General features: G+C 76.5%; 12 protein-coding genes and 2 pseudogenes. 7 read left to right on the top strand and 7 right to left on the bottom strand.

The features are described from left to right. Positions 1-9 precede the first annotated feature (9 nt). Positions 10-732 (top strand): CDP-alcohol phosphatidyltransferase family protein, encoded by a 723-nt coding sequence (locus SM577_RS01280; protein ID WP_302921559.1) that lies wholly within the window; start codon positions 10-12, stop codon positions 730-732. A gap of 147 nt (positions 733-879) precedes the next feature. Here SM577_RS01280 and SM577_RS01275 read toward each other — a convergent pair whose 3' ends face one another. The 6 genes from SM577_RS01275 to SM577_RS01250 form a co-directional block, all read right to left on the bottom strand. After that, positions 880-2,367: a phytoene desaturase family protein gene (locus tag SM577_RS01275; protein WP_474586091.1), complete on the bottom strand. Its 1,488-nt coding sequence runs from the start codon at positions 2,365-2,367 to the stop codon at positions 880-882. Positions 2,368-2,375: 8 nt separating this feature from the next. Continuing rightward, positions 2,376-3,503: a glycosyltransferase family 2 protein gene (locus tag SM577_RS01270; RefSeq protein WP_302921561.1), complete on the bottom strand. Its 1,128-nt coding sequence runs from the start codon at positions 3,501-3,503 to the stop codon at positions 2,376-2,378. 67 nt (positions 3,504-3,570) lie between these two features. Continuing rightward, positions 3,571-4,440 carry a carotenoid biosynthesis protein gene (locus SM577_RS01265; protein WP_474586090.1) on the bottom strand — a complete coding sequence of 290 codons (870 nt, stop codon included), beginning with the start codon at positions 4,438-4,440 and terminating at the stop codon, positions 3,571-3,573. After that, positions 4,437-5,039 (bottom strand): GNAT family N-acetyltransferase, encoded by a 603-nt coding sequence (locus SM577_RS01260; RefSeq protein WP_474581247.1) that lies wholly within the window; start codon positions 5,037-5,039, stop codon positions 4,437-4,439. The genes SM577_RS01265 and SM577_RS01260 overlap by 4 nt, the downstream gene beginning before the upstream one ends. Next, positions 5,036-5,785 carry a monooxygenase gene (locus SM577_RS01255; RefSeq protein WP_474586089.1) on the bottom strand — a complete coding sequence of 250 codons (750 nt, stop codon included), beginning with the start codon at positions 5,783-5,785 and terminating at the stop codon, positions 5,036-5,038. Before SM577_RS01255 ends, SM577_RS01260 begins: the two co-directional genes overlap by 4 nt. Next, entirely contained in the window at positions 5,782-6,270 is a 489-nt protein-coding gene (locus tag SM577_RS01250; protein ID WP_302921565.1) for a YbaK/EbsC family protein, read from the bottom strand. The genes SM577_RS01255 and SM577_RS01250 overlap by 4 nt, the downstream gene beginning before the upstream one ends. Positions 6,271-6,707: 437 nt before the next feature. On the opposite strand from SM577_RS01250, the gene SM577_RS01245 reads away from it, so the two are divergent. From SM577_RS01245 to SM577_RS01225, 5 genes and pseudogenes are all read left to right on the top strand, one after another. After that, positions 6,708-7,157, top strand: coding sequence for an SAV_6107 family HEPN domain-containing protein (locus SM577_RS01245; RefSeq protein ID WP_474586088.1), 450 nt, complete (start codon positions 6,708-6,710; stop codon positions 7,155-7,157). Between the two features lie 96 nt (positions 7,158-7,253). Next, positions 7,254-8,045 (top strand): hypothetical protein, encoded by a 792-nt coding sequence (locus SM577_RS01240; RefSeq protein WP_302921567.1) that lies wholly within the window; start codon positions 7,254-7,256, stop codon positions 8,043-8,045. Positions 8,046-8,260: 215 nt separating this feature from the next. Further along, a pseudogene (locus SM577_RS01235) lies at positions 8,261-9,553 on the top strand (DNA polymerase Y family protein); the annotation flags it as partial. 129 nt (positions 9,554-9,682) lie between these two features. Further along, a pseudogene (locus SM577_RS01230) lies at positions 9,683-10,015 on the top strand (DNA polymerase Y family protein); the annotation flags it as partial. 294 nt (positions 10,016-10,309) lie between these two features. Next, the gene (locus SM577_RS01225; RefSeq protein ID WP_474581248.1) at positions 10,310-13,669 is read left to right on the top strand and encodes an error-prone DNA polymerase; all 3,360 of its coding nucleotides are present in this window, start codon (positions 10,310-10,312) and stop codon (positions 13,667-13,669) included. 30 nt (positions 13,670-13,699) lie between these two features. Here the strand turns inward: SM577_RS01225 and SM577_RS01220 are convergent, their stop codons facing one another. Continuing rightward, positions 13,700-13,834, bottom strand: a complete 135-nt coding sequence (locus SM577_RS01220) for a hypothetical protein (RefSeq protein WP_302921570.1) — start codon at positions 13,832-13,834, stop codon at positions 13,700-13,702. Between the two features lie 165 nt (positions 13,835-13,999). Between SM577_RS01220 and SM577_RS01215 the strand changes: the two genes are divergently transcribed. Next, on the top strand, positions 14,000-15,349 hold the full coding sequence (locus SM577_RS01215; protein ID WP_474586087.1) for an extracellular solute-binding protein: 1,350 nt from the start codon (positions 14,000-14,002) through the stop codon (positions 15,347-15,349). Positions 15,350-15,357: the final 8 nt, after the last annotated feature.

Here is a 15,357-nt window from a genome sequence, read left to right as displayed (position 1 = left end):
GGTTGATCCGTGGTGGGCACACAGCAGCTGAAGTGGGACGACTACGCGACCGCCTGGGCCCGGCTGCACGGGGGGTTCGATCCCCGGGTGGCGGCTCCGGTGGTGCGCGCCTGGCTGCGGTTCGCGTACCACGTCGGGTACGTGCTCGGCCGGCTCCGGATCGGCCCGACCCCGGTGACGGTGGCCGGCGTGCTGCTCTGCGTCTGCGTGCCGGTGTTCGCCGTACGCCCGGGGGACGGGCCGTTCCTCGGGGCGCTGTTCGTGCTGCTCGCCGCGGTGGCGGACAGCGTCGACGGGGCGGTGGCGGTGGCCACCGGCCGGACCACCCGGCTCGGCTACGTCTACGACTCGGTCGCCGACCGGCTCGGTGAGGTCGCCTGGCTGGTCGCGTTCTGGCTGGTCGGGGCCCCGGGTGCGCTGGTGGCCACGGCCGGCGCGCTGTCCTGGCTGCACGAGTACGTCCGGGCCCGGGCGGTCGCCGCGGGCATGCGGGAGATCGGCGCGGTGACCGTGGGGGAGCGCCCCACCCGGGTCTCGGTGGCCCTGGCCGGGCTGCTGCTCGCCGGGCTGACCGGGCTGATCGAGCCGGACCTCGCCGCCGGGACCATCACCATGGCCACCGCCGTCTGGGTGCTGCTGGCCGCCTTCGGCCTGGGCCAGCTCCTCTCCGCCGTCCGCCGCGCCCTGCTCGACGCGGACCGGCCACCGGACCGGGCCGCCGCGCCGCGCTGATCGGCACCGCTCGCGGTCCGGCGCCTTCCGGCCGCCCGCCGGCGGCGTGGTTGCCCGGCCCAGCCACCGCGAGGTGCCACACCCCGGGCCCGCCCCGCCCGGCTGGGCGACCACCGGCTCAGCGGCCCACCGGCTGAGCGGCCGGAGTTACCAGGCGGGGCCGATCTCGTCGGCGACGATCTGCGCGGAGAGGGTGACCATCGGCAGGCCGCCGCCGGGGTGGCTGGAGCCGCCGACCAGCCACAGTCCGCGTACCGGGCCGCGGTTGGCCGGGCGGAGCAGCCCGCCGGCCGTGCCGTAGATCGACCCGCCGGGCGCGCCGGCCGCGGTGTCCAGGTCGGCCGGGGTGCGGATCTGGCGGAACAGCAGCCGGTCGCGCACGTCGACGCCGCGCGCGGCCAGCACGTCCAGGATCCGGTCCGCGTACGCCTCGGCCAGCCCGGGCCGCCGCCAGTCCACGGCGCCGGCGGCGGTGCCGTGCCGGGGCGCGTTGACCAGCACGAACCACGCCTCGTGCCCGGCCGGGCGGACCAGCGGGTCGTCGGCGACGGTGACGAACACCGTCGGGTCGGGCGCCGGGCGGGCGCGCCGCCCGCGGCCCGGGTCGCCGAAGACCGCGTCGAACTCGGCGTCGTAGTCGCGCGGGAAGAACACGGTGTGGTGGGCCAGGCCGGATCCGCCGGTCACCCCGAGCAGCAGCACGAAGCCCGCCAGGCTGCGGTCGGCGAGCCCGGCCAGCCGGCGCGGGCTGGGCAGCAGGTCCCGGTAGACGGTCAGCGCGTCGGCGTTGGCCACCACCGCGTCGGCGGGGACGGGCGCGGCGACGCCGGCGAGGCGTACCCCGGTCACCCGCCCGCCGGCGGCGTCGATCCGGGTGACCTCGGCGCCGGTCCGCACCACCACGCCGAGATCCAGGCAGCGGGTCAGCAGCGCGTCGGCCAGGGTGCCCAGCCCGCCGCGCAGGTACCAGCCGCCGAAGGTCAGCTCGGCGTAGGGGACGGCGACCAGCGCGGCCGGGGCCCGGCGCGGGTCGGCGCCGGTGTACGTGGCGTACCGGTCCAGCAGCATCCGCAGCCGGGGGTCGGACAGGTGGCGGCGACCCAGCCCGCGCAGGCTCCGGCCGGGAGCGATCGCGGCCAGGTCGCCGAGCCGCCAGGCCAGCGCGGCCAGGTCCCGCGGGGAACCGACCGGGCGGCGCAGGATGTCCTGGTGGGAGGCCTGCCAGACCCGGCCGGCCCGACGCCACAGCCGCTGCCAGTCGGTCGCGGCCCGGTCGCCGAGCGCGGCGCCGATCCGGGCGGCGAACTCGACCGGGTCGGCGCACGAGTCCAGCGCCGGGCCGCCGCCGGGGAAGACGTGCCGGACGATCGGGTCCAGCGGCGTGAGGTCGAGGTACTCGTCGAGCTTCGCACCGGTCGCCTCGAACAGGTCGTGGAAGACCTCGGGCAGGGTGAGCAGGCTGGGCCCGGTGTCGAAGTGGAACGGGCCGGCCGGCGTGTCGTGCACGTACCGGCCGAGCTTGCCGCCCACCGTGTCGGCCCGTTCCAAGACGGTGACCTGGTGCCCGGTGACGGCCAGCCGCGCGGCGGTGGCCAGCCCGCCGACTCCGGCGCCGACGACCACGATCCGCGCCATGCCGCCTCCTAGGTGACCGGGCGGCCCCGCCAGGTCAGCCGGCGCCGCTTCCGCAGATGGTACGACCGCAGGGTCAGCCAACCGAGGACCACGACCGACACGGGGTGTGCCAGCGAGTCGGGCCACCACCGGCCGCCGGTCGCCCGGGCGCTGGTCACCCGTCCGGCCACCCCGAGCAGGTACGCCGCCGCGGCGGCCGCCGCCACCGGGACCGCCCCGGCGGCGAGCGCGCCCACCGCCAGCAGCGGCGGCGCGGTGTAGAGCAGGAGCAGCAGCGCCACCACCACGGCCGCCGCCACGGGGTGGCCGAAGGTGGCCCAGAGCGACTTGGTGTAGCCGTCGCGCAACTGCGGCCAGTTGTCGTACATCCGGCAGGTGGCCAGCCGCGAGCCGTCGGCCAGGGCGATCCGGCCGCCGGCCCGCTTCACCGCCCGGGCCAGCTCGATGTCCTCCAGGACCCTGTCGGCCACCGCGACGTGCCCGCCGGCCCGTTCGTAGCCGGCCCGGTCCAGCACCAGGAACTGCCCGCCGGCCGCGGCCAGCGACGGCCGCCGCGAGCGCTCCATCGCGCGCAGCGGCAGGAAGGTCAGCCACAACCACTGCAGCAACGGCTGGACCAACCGGTCCGCCGCCGTGTTCACCAGGATCTTGGGGTACGGCGACAGCAGCGCCAGCCGGGCGGCGCGCAGCTCGGTGACCGCCGCCGCCACCGCGTCCGGGGCGAGCACCACGTCGGCGTCGACGAAGACCAGCGCGGTGGCCGCCGGGTCGGCCCGGCTGGCCAGCTGCCAGCAGGCGTACGGCTTGCCCAGCCAGCCCGGCGGCGGGGCGGCCCCGCGCAGCAGGGTGACCCGGGGGTCGTCGCCGGCCACCGCCCGGACCACCTCGGCGGTGCCGTCGGTGGACCCGTCGTCGAGGACGACCACGCGCAGCCCCGGTACGCCGCGCTGGGCGAGCAGCGCGCGCAGGCACGGGGTGACCCGGGCGGCCTCGTCGCGCAGCGGCAGCAGCACCGCGACCGGCTCGTCCACCGGGGCCGGCGGCGCTACCGGGCGGCGCAGCCAGCGGCCGGCGTTGACCAGCGTGTGCGCGGTCAGCACGGCGACCCCGAGCAGCAGGGCCAGGACGCCACTCACGCCGGCACTCCGCTGCGCTGCGTGCCGCCATGAGGCACGGTCGCGCTGAGCTCGATGATTCGCTCGCTCATGCCGGCGTGTTGGCGTCGGCGCGTCGGGGTGGGCGGGGCGCCGGCCGGTCACGGCGGCGGCTCCGCAGCAGCGACAGCGCGAGCGGCAGCGCGGTCACCGACATGCCGACCGCGCCCCACAGCGCCGAGGCGGGCAGGCCGAGGAAGACCGCGTGGGCCAGCACGCTGGAGCCGTACGTCCACAGGTAGAGCGCGAACATCGGGTGGTCCCGCCGGTCGGTGCCGGCCACCGCCGGCCCGGCCAGCGGACGCAGCGCGGTCATCAGCAGCACCGCGAAGAGCAGCCAACCGAGGTAGTTGCTGACCGGGATGCCGGGCAGGCCGGGCAGCGCGGGGGTGGCGTCGCGCCAGACCCAGTGACCCTCGGCGACCATCTGCGGGTCGAGGAAGAGGTCCCAGGTGGCCAGCCCGAGGGCGGCCAGCGCGATCCGCCGGACGGCGAGCCGGACCGCGACCGGTGACCCGGGGTGGCGGTCGGCCGGCGCCGCGGGGCCGGGCGCTGTGCTGAGCCGGACCGCGGTCAGCCAGGCCGGCCAGGCCATCCAGGTCCACGCCAGGGGGATGACCAGCGGCACCCCGGCCAGCTTCGGGCCCAGTTGGCCGGAGTAGTCGTAGCTGCCGAACGGGAAGCCGGTGGCCACCCCGAGCGCCTCGATGGCGAACCCGCCGCCGGTGGCCACCGCCACCAGTGCCGCGGCGGTACGCGCACCCCGGCTGAGCAGCGCGTGGCCGACCGAGAGCAGCCAGCCGAGGCCGACGGTGGCCACGGTCAGCCGGGCCCGGGTGGTCCCGGTGGTCAGCGGGTAGCAGATCTGCGCGAGCACCAGCACGGCCAGCAGCGCCCAGCAGGCCCGCTGCCGGTTCACGGCGTGGCCGGGCCGGGCGGGGCCTGCGCGGAGCGCGGCGGGGCCGACGCCGGGCCGGGAGGCGGGAGGGGGAGGTCCCGGCCGAGTACGCCGAACGGGCGCTCGTCGCCGGGGAAGTGGAAGTCGCGCAGGATGTCGACGAAGCCGAACCGGCGGTACAGCCGCCAGGCCCGCGACCGCTGCTCGTCGGCCTCCGGGGTGGACAGCAGGGTGGTGGTTCCCTCGGCCATGGTGAGCAGGGCGCGCAGTTGCCCCGCGCCCAGGCCGTGCCCCTGCGCGGGCGGCCGGACGTGCAGCTCGACGACCTCGAAGCAGTCGGTCAGCCAGCGCTGCCGGGCGGCCGGGTCCAGCGCGCGCCAGACCTGGTCGTGCCACCACTGCCCGGGCGCGCCGAGGTAGCCGTAGCCGAAGCCGGCCAGGTGCCCCTCGACGGTCAGGCTGGCCACGGCCCGGAAGCCGGGGCGGCGGACGTGGGTGGCGATGTAGCCGCGGCGGGCCTCCAGCAGGTCGGTGCGGTAGCCCATCGCCTCGCCGTAGACGGCCACCACGTCGTCCAGCCGCCGGACGAGATCGTCCGGCGTCCACCGCACCAACCTCATGCCCGCGCGCCCTTCGCCGTCTCCGCGTCGCCGTCCGCGACCCATCCCAGCACCGTCCGGTCACCGACCACGTCGCACACCGCGAAGCGCGCGAAGAGTTCCTCCGCGTACCACCCCTCGGTGGGGGTCCGCATGATCGCGGCGCGGTGCTCCGGGTGACGGTACGCGAACGCCACCAGGTCCGCCGGGTCACGCCACACGCTCACCGTGCCCTGCCAGCCCACCGGCGCCTCGCCGACGCCGAACCGGGCGAGCAGGCCGGGCGCGGCGTGCAGGGCGGCGGCCACCGGCGGGACCGCCCGCCAGAAGGTGACCGCCCGGCGGGGCCGCAGCCGGGCCCGGGTCAGCGCCAGCACCGGGCCGTCGGCACGGCCGCCGGGCGGCTCGCCGAACGGCCGGCGGCCGGACCACTCGCCGCGGCTGGTCAGCGGGCGCAGGTCGAGCCGGACGGCCGAGCGGGCGATCCGGGACCAGGCCCGGCCCACCGGCGAGGCGTCGAAGCCGGCCGCCGCGGCGGGGGAGTCCCACACCGCCAGCGCCGCCCACCGGGTCAGGTCGGCGTCACCCGGGCCGAAGCCGGTGCCGGTCCCGGTGCCGAGGAGCTTGCCGAACCGTACGCCCGGCACGGCGCGCAGCCGGCGCGGGTCGAGCGCCATCCGGGCCAGCACCCGGGGCAGCGCGGGCCGGGCGGTCCGCCACACGTGCAGGGTGACCAGGCCCGGTACGGCGTGCGTGGCGTCGTTCACGCCACCTCGGCCGGGGCGCCGGCGGTGATCCGGAGCAGTTCCTGGTACGTGGTGGGAAAGACCGCCTGCGGCACCCCGCCGGCGGCCCAGATCTCGTCGTACGCCGCCAGGGCGGTGTCCACCAGGGTGCGCAGCGGCTTCGGGTGGCCCAGCGGGGCGACCCCGCCGATCACCTGCCCGGTGTGCGTGCGGACGAAGTCGGGGGTGGCCCGGCGCAGCCGGGTGACCCCGATGCCGGCGGCCAGCCCGGCGGTGTCCACCCGGTGCGCGCCCGAGGTGAGCACCAGCAGCGGCTCGCCGTCCGCCTCGAAGACCAGCGAGTTGGCGATCTGGCCGACGCCGACGCCGAGCGCCTCGGCGGCGGCCGCGGCGGTGTGCACCGCCTCGGGCAGCAGGCGGACCGCGCTGGGCGCGCCGGAGCCGTTGCGCGCGTCGGCCTCGTCGAGCGCGTCCTGCACCGCCCGTACGTTCGGGTGTGACTGCATGCCCGCCATTCTTCCCGGTACGCCGGTGCCGCCCGCGACCGGCCGCGCGGCACACGTTGCATTTTCGTCGTAGGCAGGGTGTACTGTCAGCAGTAGTTAGAACGAGTGTTCGATTGCCTCGTACGCTCGTTCCAACCAGCCCGGGGCGGTGTTTCGCGGCGCCGGCTCCGGGCAGGTGCGGCTCCGCGGGCCGCACCTGGGTTCCGGGCAGTCGCGAGCCCGGTCCCGTCAGGCAGGAGCGTCGCCCGCCGCCCACGACCCCCGGGCGGCGGGCGACGAACCCGCCGGTACGCCGGCCGGGTGTGGTGTGGGGAAGCGTCCACACCCGGCCGGCCCCCATCCGGTGCGTCTTCCTCCGCACCACTCGACCCGGCGCCCCGCCGGCGGCCCGTCCGTCGCGGTGGGGTGGCGACCCGGCCACGTGGAGGAGACAGTCCATGCCGACCAACCCGGCTCAGGCACCGACGGTGCCGGCGCACGTGCTGCCGCACCGCACCCCCACCCAGCTTCTCGCGGTGGCCCGCCAGGGGCTCGCCGAGGCCGCCCGGACCCGTCCCGACGGCCTCCGTTACGCGGCCGCCCACCTGGCCGCCCTGCGCGCGGCCGCCGCCCTGCTCGCCGCCCGGGCCCGCCCCGCCCCGGCCCGCCGCAACCGGATCACCAGCGTCTGGGTCCTGCTCTCCGGGGTCGCCCCCGAGCTCGACGAGTGGGCCCGGTTCTTCGCCGCCGGCGCCGGCAAGCGGGCCGCCGCCGAGGCCGGCATCCCCCGGGTGGTGACCGCCCGGGAGGCCGACGACCTGCTGCGCGCCGCCGAGCAGTTCGTCACGGTGGTGGAGACCGCGCTCGGCGTGGCCCACCAGCCGGCGCTCGACGGTCTGGCCGCCTGACACCTGTGACACCCCGACCGCCCGGCGGGGGGAGCCGGGCGGTCGGGGCGCCCACGCGCACATCTGATCCGAACAGCACGACGGGGGGTAGGTCCGATGGCGGGCCGCATGGTGGTCGGTTCCGCCGCACTGGCCGGTCTGGTCCGTCCGGCGAGCGCGCCGGACCCGGCGGGCGGCCACCGGATGCTGCCGGTGGCCCCGGAGCTGACCGGCCTGCTGCCCAACCGGGGGTTGCGCCGCGGCAGCACCGTCGCGGTCGCCGCCGGCCAGCCCCGGCGTAGTGGCGGCACCTCCCTGGTGCTGGCGCTGCTCGCCGAGGCGTCCCGGGCCGGCTCGTGGTGCGCCGTGGTAGGGGTGCCGACGTTCGGCGCGGGAGCGGCCGCCGAGTACGGCATCGCCCTGGACCGGCTCGCCCTGGTGCCCAACCCCGGCCCGGAGTGGGCCACCGTCGTCGCCGCGCTGATCGACGGGGTGGACGTCGTGGTCACCGCCGTACCGGCCACGGTCTCCGCCTCGGTCGCGAACCGGCTGGCCGCCCGGGCCCGCCAGCGGGGCAGCGTGCTCGTCCCGTACGGCCGGTGGGACGGCGCGGACGTGACGTTGCAGGTGGTCCGGGGGGTCTGGGAAGGGCTCGGGCCGGGCCGCGGGCGGCTGCGCCGCCGGGAGGTCACCGTCTCGGCGCGCGGGCGCGGGGCGGCCGCCCGACCCAAGGAGGTCAAGGTCTGGCTGCCCGGTGACGGGCTCACCCGGGTCATCCCGCGACCGGTGGCCACCTCCGTCGCCTCCGTCACCGGGCGGTCGGCCGCCGGCCGGCTCCGCCCGGTGCCGCCGGCCGGGTCCGACCCCGCCGGGCGGCGCGGCGCGCTCACCCTGGTCGGCCCGGCATGAGCGACGCCGCTGTGGCTCAGCCCGGCCGGCCCGGCGGACCACCGGCCCGCGCCGGCGGATCCGGAGACGCCGCCCGCGCTGACCGATCCGGAGGGTTGCCGGCCCGCGTCGACCAGCCCGGTGGGTCGTCGGCTCGCGTCGACCGGCCAGGCGGCTCGTCGGCTCGCACTGACCGGTCCGGTGGGTCGTCGGCCCGGCCCGGGGGTGCCGGGCCGGTGCGGACCCTGCTGCTCTGGTGCCCGGACTGGCCGGTGCTCGCCGCCGAGATCGTCGAGGGGGTGCCGGCCACCGACCCGGTGGTGGTGCTGCACGCCAACCGGGTGGTCGCCTGCTCCGAGCGGGCCCGCGCCGAGGGGGTGCGCCGCGGGCTGCGCCGGCGGGAGGCGCAGGGGCGGTGCCCGCAGCTCACCGTGGTCGACCACGACCCGGGGCGGGACGCCCGGGCGTTCGAGCCGGTGGTCGCCGCCGTCGAGGAACTGGTCGCCGGGGTGGAGGTGGTCCGCCCCGGCGCCTGCGCGGTGGCGGCCCGCGGCCCGGCCCGCTACCTCGGCGGGGAGGAGGCGGCGGCCGAGCGGATCGTCGAGCACGTCGCGCAGACCTGCGCGGTGGAGAGCCAGGTCGGCATCGCCGACGGGGTCTTCGCCGCCGGGCTGGCCGCGCGCAGCGGTCAGGTGGTCCCGCCCGGCGGCACGCCGGAGTTCCTCGCCGCGCTGCCGGTCGAGGCGCTCGGCCGCCCGGCGCTGGCCGACCTGCTGCGCCGGCTCGGCGTCCGCACCCTGGCCGACTTCGCCGCGCTGCCGGCCGGGGACGTGCTGGCCCGGTTCGGCTTCGACGGCGCGCTGGCCCACCGGCTCGCCGCGGGGCAGGACCACCGCCCGCTCGCCGTCCGGCAACCCCCGGTCGACCTGGCGGTCACCGCCGGGTACGACGAGCCGCTCGACCGGGTCGACGCGGCGGCCTTCGCCGCCCGCGCGCTGGCCGAACAGCTGCACGACCGGCTCGCCGGGCACGGGCTGGCCTGCACCCGGCTCGGCATCGAGGCGGTCACCGCGCACGGCCAGGAGCTGCACCGGGTCTGGCGGCACGACGGCCTGCTCACCGCCGCGGCCATCGCCGACCGGGTGCGCTGGCAGCTCGACGGGTGGCTCTCCGGCAGCAACGGCCGGGCCGGCGGCCGAGCGGCCCGGCCGACGGCCGGCATCATCCGGCTGCGGCTGATCCCGGACGGGGTGATCGCCCAGGCCGGCCTGCAACCCGGCCTGTGGGGGGAGACCGGCGAGGAGCGCGAGCGGGCACACCGGGCGTTGAGCCGGGTGCAGGGCATCCTCGGCCCCGAGGCGGTGGTCACCGCGGTGCTCGGCGGCGGACGGTCCCCGGCCGACCAGGTGCGCCTGGTGCCCTGGGGGGACGAGCGGCTCCCCGCCCGGCCCGGGCAGCCGATGTCGCTGGCCGGCCCGGTGCCATTGGGCGGTCCGGTTCCGCCGGGCCTGCCCGTGCCGGGTCGGCCGGCTCCGTCGGGCCGGCCGGCATTGCCCGATCAGTCGGGGTCGTCGGCTCAGTCGGGGGTGTCGGGTCGGGGGGCGCGAGCGGGCCGGGGGCGGTCGGGCCGGGCACGGTCGTCCCGGTCGGTGGGGCGGGCTGAACCGCCGTGGCCGGGCCAGCTTCCGCCGCCCGCGCCGGCCGTGGTGCTGCCCCAACCACTCGCCGCCACCGTGCACGACGGCGCCGGCGAGCCGGTCGTGGTCAGCGCGCGGCTCCAACTGAGCGCCGCACCGGCCCGGCTGACCGTCGGCACGGGCCGGCCGGCCGAGATCGTCGGCTGGGCCGGCCCGTGGCCGGTCGACGAGCGCTGGTGGGCGCCGGCCGAGGCCCGGCGCCGGGCCCGGTTCCAGGTCTGCCTCGCCGACGGCGCCGCCCTGCTGCTGGCCGTCGAGGCGGGGCAGTGGCTGGTGGAGGCGATCTATGACTGAGCGGTCCACCCGTCGGTCCGCGCCGGCCGGAGTGGTCGATGCGGTCCTCGTCGCCGGTGGGCGCCGGGTCGGAAGACGCCTACCCGCAGCGGCAGGTCCGCCCGACCGGTGCCGGCGTGCGGCACCTGCCTCCGTGGGCGGTGTTCCGATGTGGACCGGGTCCGGTTCCGGGTGTGTTCGCCGTGGGGGCGTACCTTCCCTTGTCAGCGGTATTCCGGAGAGGAATATTCATGCCTCTCCGGAATACCGCCTCCCGGGGATGGTGTCGTCGCGAGGCTCGCGCGAGCCGTGCGGATGAGCTTCCACAACCCCAAGCTGCCCTGGTCCGAGCTGGAACGGGTGCTCTCCGGCCGCCCCGGCGGGGACCGGCCGGAGCGGCACCTGCACGTGGTGGACCCGCTGGCCGTCGACGCCGACGGCGGGGACTCGCCGGCCTGGACCCGCAAGCGGCAGCAGTACCAGCCACCCGAGCTGCCCCGCCCGGACGCCGCGGTGCCGTACGCCGAACTGCACGCGCACACCAACTTCAGCTTCCTCGACGGCGCCAGCCACCCGGAGGAACTGGCCGAGGAGGCGACCCGGCTGGGGCTCACCGCGCTCGCCGTCACCGACCACGACGGCTTCTACGGCGTGGTGCGCTTCGCCGAGGCGGCCCGCGCGCTGCACCTGCCGACGATCTTCGGTGCCGAGCTGTCGCTCGGCCTGCCCGGCCCGCAGAACGGCGAACCCGACCCGCTCGGCCGGCACCTGCTGGTGCTCGCCCACGGCCACGAGGGGTACGCCCGGCTGGCCGCCACCATCGCCCGGGCCCAGCTGCGCGGCGGGGAGAAGGGCCGCCCGGTCTACGGCGAGCTGGAGGAGGTGGCCGCCGAGCTGCGCGACCACGTGCTGGTGCTCACCGGCTGCCGCAAGGGCCACGTGCCGGCGGCGCTGCTCACCGAGGGGGTCGACGCGGCCGCCCGCGAGCTGGACCGGCTGACCGCGCTCTTCGGCGCGGAGACGGTCGCGGTGGAGCTCACCGACCACGGGCACCCGGTCGACGCCGACCGCAACGACGCGCTCGCCGACCTGGCCGCGGCGGCCGGCCTGCCCACCGTGGCCACCAACAACGTGCACTACGCCACCCCCGCCCGGCGCCGGCTGGCCACCACCGTCGCCGCCGTCCGGGCCCGGCGCAGCCTGGACGAGATCGACGGCTGGCTGCCCGCCGCCGCCACCGCCCACCTGCGCAGCGGCGCCGAGATGGCGGCCCGGTTCGCCGCGTACCCGGGGGCGGTGGCGCGGGCCGCCGAGTTCGGCGCCGAACTCGCCTTCGACCTCCAACTGGTGGCGCCGAAGCTGCCCGCGTACCCGGTGCCGCCGGGGCACACCGAGATGAGCTGGCTGCGCCACCTCACCTACGCCGGCGCGCAGGAGCGCTACGGCCCGCGCGCGGCGCACCCGAGGGCGTACCAGCAGCTCGAACACGAGCTGAACATGATCGAGGAACTGGGCTTCCCCGGCTACTTCCTGGTGGTCTACGACATCGTCGCGTTCTGCCGGGAGCAGGACATCTACTGCCAGGGCCGGGGCTCGGCGGCGAACTCGGCGGTCTGCTACGCGCTGCGGATCACCAACGTCGACGCGGTCCGGCACCGGCTGCTCTTCGAGCGCTTCCTCGCCCCGGAGCGGGACGGCCCGCCGGACATCGACGTGGACATCGAGTCCGACCGGCGGGAGGAGGTGATCCAGCACGTCTACGCCCGCTACGGCCGGGAGCACACCGCCCAGGTCGCCAACGTCATCTCCTACCGGCCCCGCTCGGCGGTGCGGGACGTGGCCAAGGCGTTCGGCTTCTCACCCGGTCAGCAGGACGCCTGGAGCAAGCAGATCGACCGCTGGGGCAGCGTCGCCGCGGTGGACGTGGAGGACATCCCCGAGCAGGTCGTGGCGTACGCGAACGAGTTGCAGACCTTCCCCCGGCACCTGGGCATCCACTCCGGCGGCATGGTGATCTGCGACCGGCCGGTGATCGAGGTCTGCCCGGTGGAGTGGGGGCGGATGCCCGGGCGCAGCGTGCTCCAGTGGGACAAGGACGACTGCGCCGCGGTCGGCCTGGTCAAGTTCGACCTGCTCGGGCTCGGCATGCTCTCCGCGTTGCACTACGGCTACGACATGATCGGGATGAGCCTGGACCTCGGCGACATGACGCTGGACGACCCGGAGGTCTACGACATGCTCTGCCGGGCCGACTCGGTCGGGGTGTTCCAGGTGGAGAGCCGGGCCCAGATGGCCACCCTGCCCCGGCTCAAGCCGCGGGTCTTCTACGACCTGGTGGTCGAGGTGGCGCTGATCCGCCCGGGCCCGATCCAGGGCGGTTCGGTGCACCCGTACATCCGGCGCAAGAACGGCCAGGAGCCGGTCGAGTACGCCCACCCGCTGATGCGCAACGCGCTGGAGAAGACCCTCGGCGTGCCGCTGTTCCAGGAGCAGCTGATGCAGCTCGCCATCGACCTGGCCGGCTTCGACGCCGCCGAGGCCGACCAGTTGCGCCGGGCGATGGGGGCCAAACGCTCGGCCGAGCGGATGGCCCGGATCGCCGACCGGCTCTACGCCGGGATGGCCGAGCGGGGCATCACCGGCGAGCTGGCCGACGACGTCTACCGCAAGCTCTCCGCGTTCGCCAGCTACGGCTTCCCGGAGAGCCACGCGATGAGCTTTGCCTACCTGGTCTACGCCAGTTCCTGGCTCAAGCGCTACCACCCGGCCCCGTTCCTGGCCGCGCTGCTCAACGCCCAGCCGATGGGCTTCTACTCACCGCAGACCCTGGTCGACGACGCCCGCCGGCACGGGGTGGAGGTGCGCCGGCCGGACATCAACGCCAGCGGCGCCAAGGCGGTGCTGGAGTCCACCCCGCAGACCCGGTGGGGCAGCGAGCCGGGGGAGCCGCCGCACGCCTGGGGGTTGGGCGGGCCGGCCGTCCGGCTGGGGCTGTCCAGCGTGCGTACCCTCGGCGACGAGGTGGCCGAGCGGATCGAGGCCGAGCGAACCGCGCACGGGCCGTACCGCGACATGCCGGACCTGGCCCGGCGCGTGGGTCTCACCGCCGCGCAGCTGGAGGCGCTGGCCACCGCGGACGCCTTCGCCTGTTTCGGGCTGTCCCGGCGCCAGGCGCTCTGGGCGGCCGGGGCGGCGGCCCAGGACCGGCCCGGCCGGCTGCCCGGCACGGTCACCGGCGCCGCCGCGCCGGCGCTGCCCGGCATGGAGGCGGTGGACCGGCTGGTCGCCGACGTCTGGGCCACCGGGCTGTCCCCGGAGACCCACCCGGCCAGCTTCATCCGTCCCCAGCTCGACGCCCTGGGCGCGGTGCCGATCGCCCGGCTCGGCCGGGTGGAGCCCGGCCAGCGGATCCGGGTCGGCGGGATCGTCACCCACCGGCAGCGCCCGGCGACGGCCGGCGGGGTCACCTTCCTCAACCTGGAGGACGAGACCGGCATGCTCAACGTCACCTGCTCGCCGGGGCTGTGGCAGCGCTACCGGCGGGTGGCCCGGACCAGCACCGGGCTGGTGGTGCGGGGCCGGTTGCAGCGGCACGAGGGCGTGCTCAACCTGGACGCCGACCGGCTGGACGCGATCGAGCCACCGGTCAGCCCGGCCTCCCGCGACTTCCGCTGACGCCGCCGCCGGACGCGCGCCGGTCCCGGCTCAGCCGGCCAGGCCGGCGAGCGCCGTGCCGGCGCTGCCGAGCAGCCCGACCAGCACGATCCGCCGGAACAGCAGCGGGTCGATCCGGCGGAACAGCCGGTTGCCCAACCACCAACCCAGCGGTACGGCGGGCACGCGGCCAGCCTGACCAGCGCTTCGGCCGGGCCGGGCACCGGCCGCTCCGGCGGAGATCCGCGCCACACGCCGATCCCGTCGTCGCCGGGTTTGAAACGTCGCAGAACCGGAGAACTGCTGCTCCGCGCGGGCAGGGTGGCCCGTGCGGGCCCGGGGAGGAAAGCAATGTCACGGATACTGCGGGCGACCGCGCTCGCCGGGGTGCTCGCCCTGGCCGTCAGCGGTTGCGGGGGAGTCGGCGGCGACGACGGCGGCGGAGGCGGTACCGCGACCAGCGGCACGCTGACCACCATGGGCTTCGGCCTCTCCGACGAGATCGCCACCACCCGGGTGGACGCCTTCAAGCGTGACCATCCCGGCGTCGACCTGAAGATCACCGAGGGCGCCTTCGACGAGCAGCAGTTCCTCTCCGCGGTCGCCTCGGGCAACCCGCCGGACCTGGTCTACATGGACCGCAAGCTGATCGGCACGTACGCCAAGCGCGGCTCCATCCAACCGCTCACCGACTGCGTCGAGAAGCAGGACATCGACCTGGCGCAGTACCGGCCGGCGGCGAAGGACCAGGTCACCCTCGACGGCACCGTCTACGGGATCCCCGAGTTCTCCAGTGTCCGGGTGGTCTACCTCAACGAGGCGCTGCTCCGGCAGGCCGGCCTGACCGTCGACGACGTCGACCTGGCCGACTGGGCGGCGCTGCCGGCGCTCAACACGAAGCTCGCCAAGGTCTCCGGCGGCCGGCTCTCCCGGATCGGCATCGACCCGAAGATCCCGGAGTTCCTGCCGATGTGGGCCAAGGCCAACGGCGCCGACATGATCTCGGCGGACGGCACGAAGCCGAACCTCACCGACCCGAAGGTGGTCGAGGCGCTCACCACCGGCCTGAAGCTGATCCAGGACCAGGGCGGGTTCGGCAGGTTCAAGTCGTTCCGGGACACCTTCGACTTCTTCGGGGCGGAGAACCCCCTGGCCAAGAGCCAGATCGTCGCCTGGCCGATGGAGGAGTGGTTCCTCAACCAGGCCGCCAAGAACAGCCCGAAGGCGGAACTGGTGGTCAAGCCGTTCGTCGACCGGCAGGGCAAGCCGCTGACCATGTCCTCCGGCCAGGCCTGGGTGATCACCAAGGGGGCGAAGAACCCGGACGCCGCGTGCGCCTTCGTCAAGCAGATGACCGCCACCGAGACCTGGGTCGCCGCCGCGAAGGCCCGGGCCGACGCGCGCAAGGCCGCCGGCCAGCCGTTCACCGGGGTCTGGACCGGCAACCTCAACGCCGACAACAAGATCTTCGACGAGCTGTACCAGCCGACCGGCAACAAGCGGTTCGACGACGCCGTGGCCACCATCCGCTCGGTGCAGGACGCCGCGTTCGCCATGCCGGCCTCGCCGGCCGGCGCCGAGTTCGACAAGGCCTGGTACGACGCGGTGAACCGGGTGCTCGCCGGGCAGGCCCAGCCGGCCGAGGCGCTGGCCCGGGCCCAGCAGGAGGCCACCGCCGCGCTGGACGAGGCGTCGAAGTAGGCGCCGGG

Source organism: Micromonospora desertarenae (assembly GCF_056150265.1).
The sequence above is the reverse complement of the archived record's forward strand: the minus strand, read 5'-3'. Positions and strand labels throughout refer to the sequence as shown.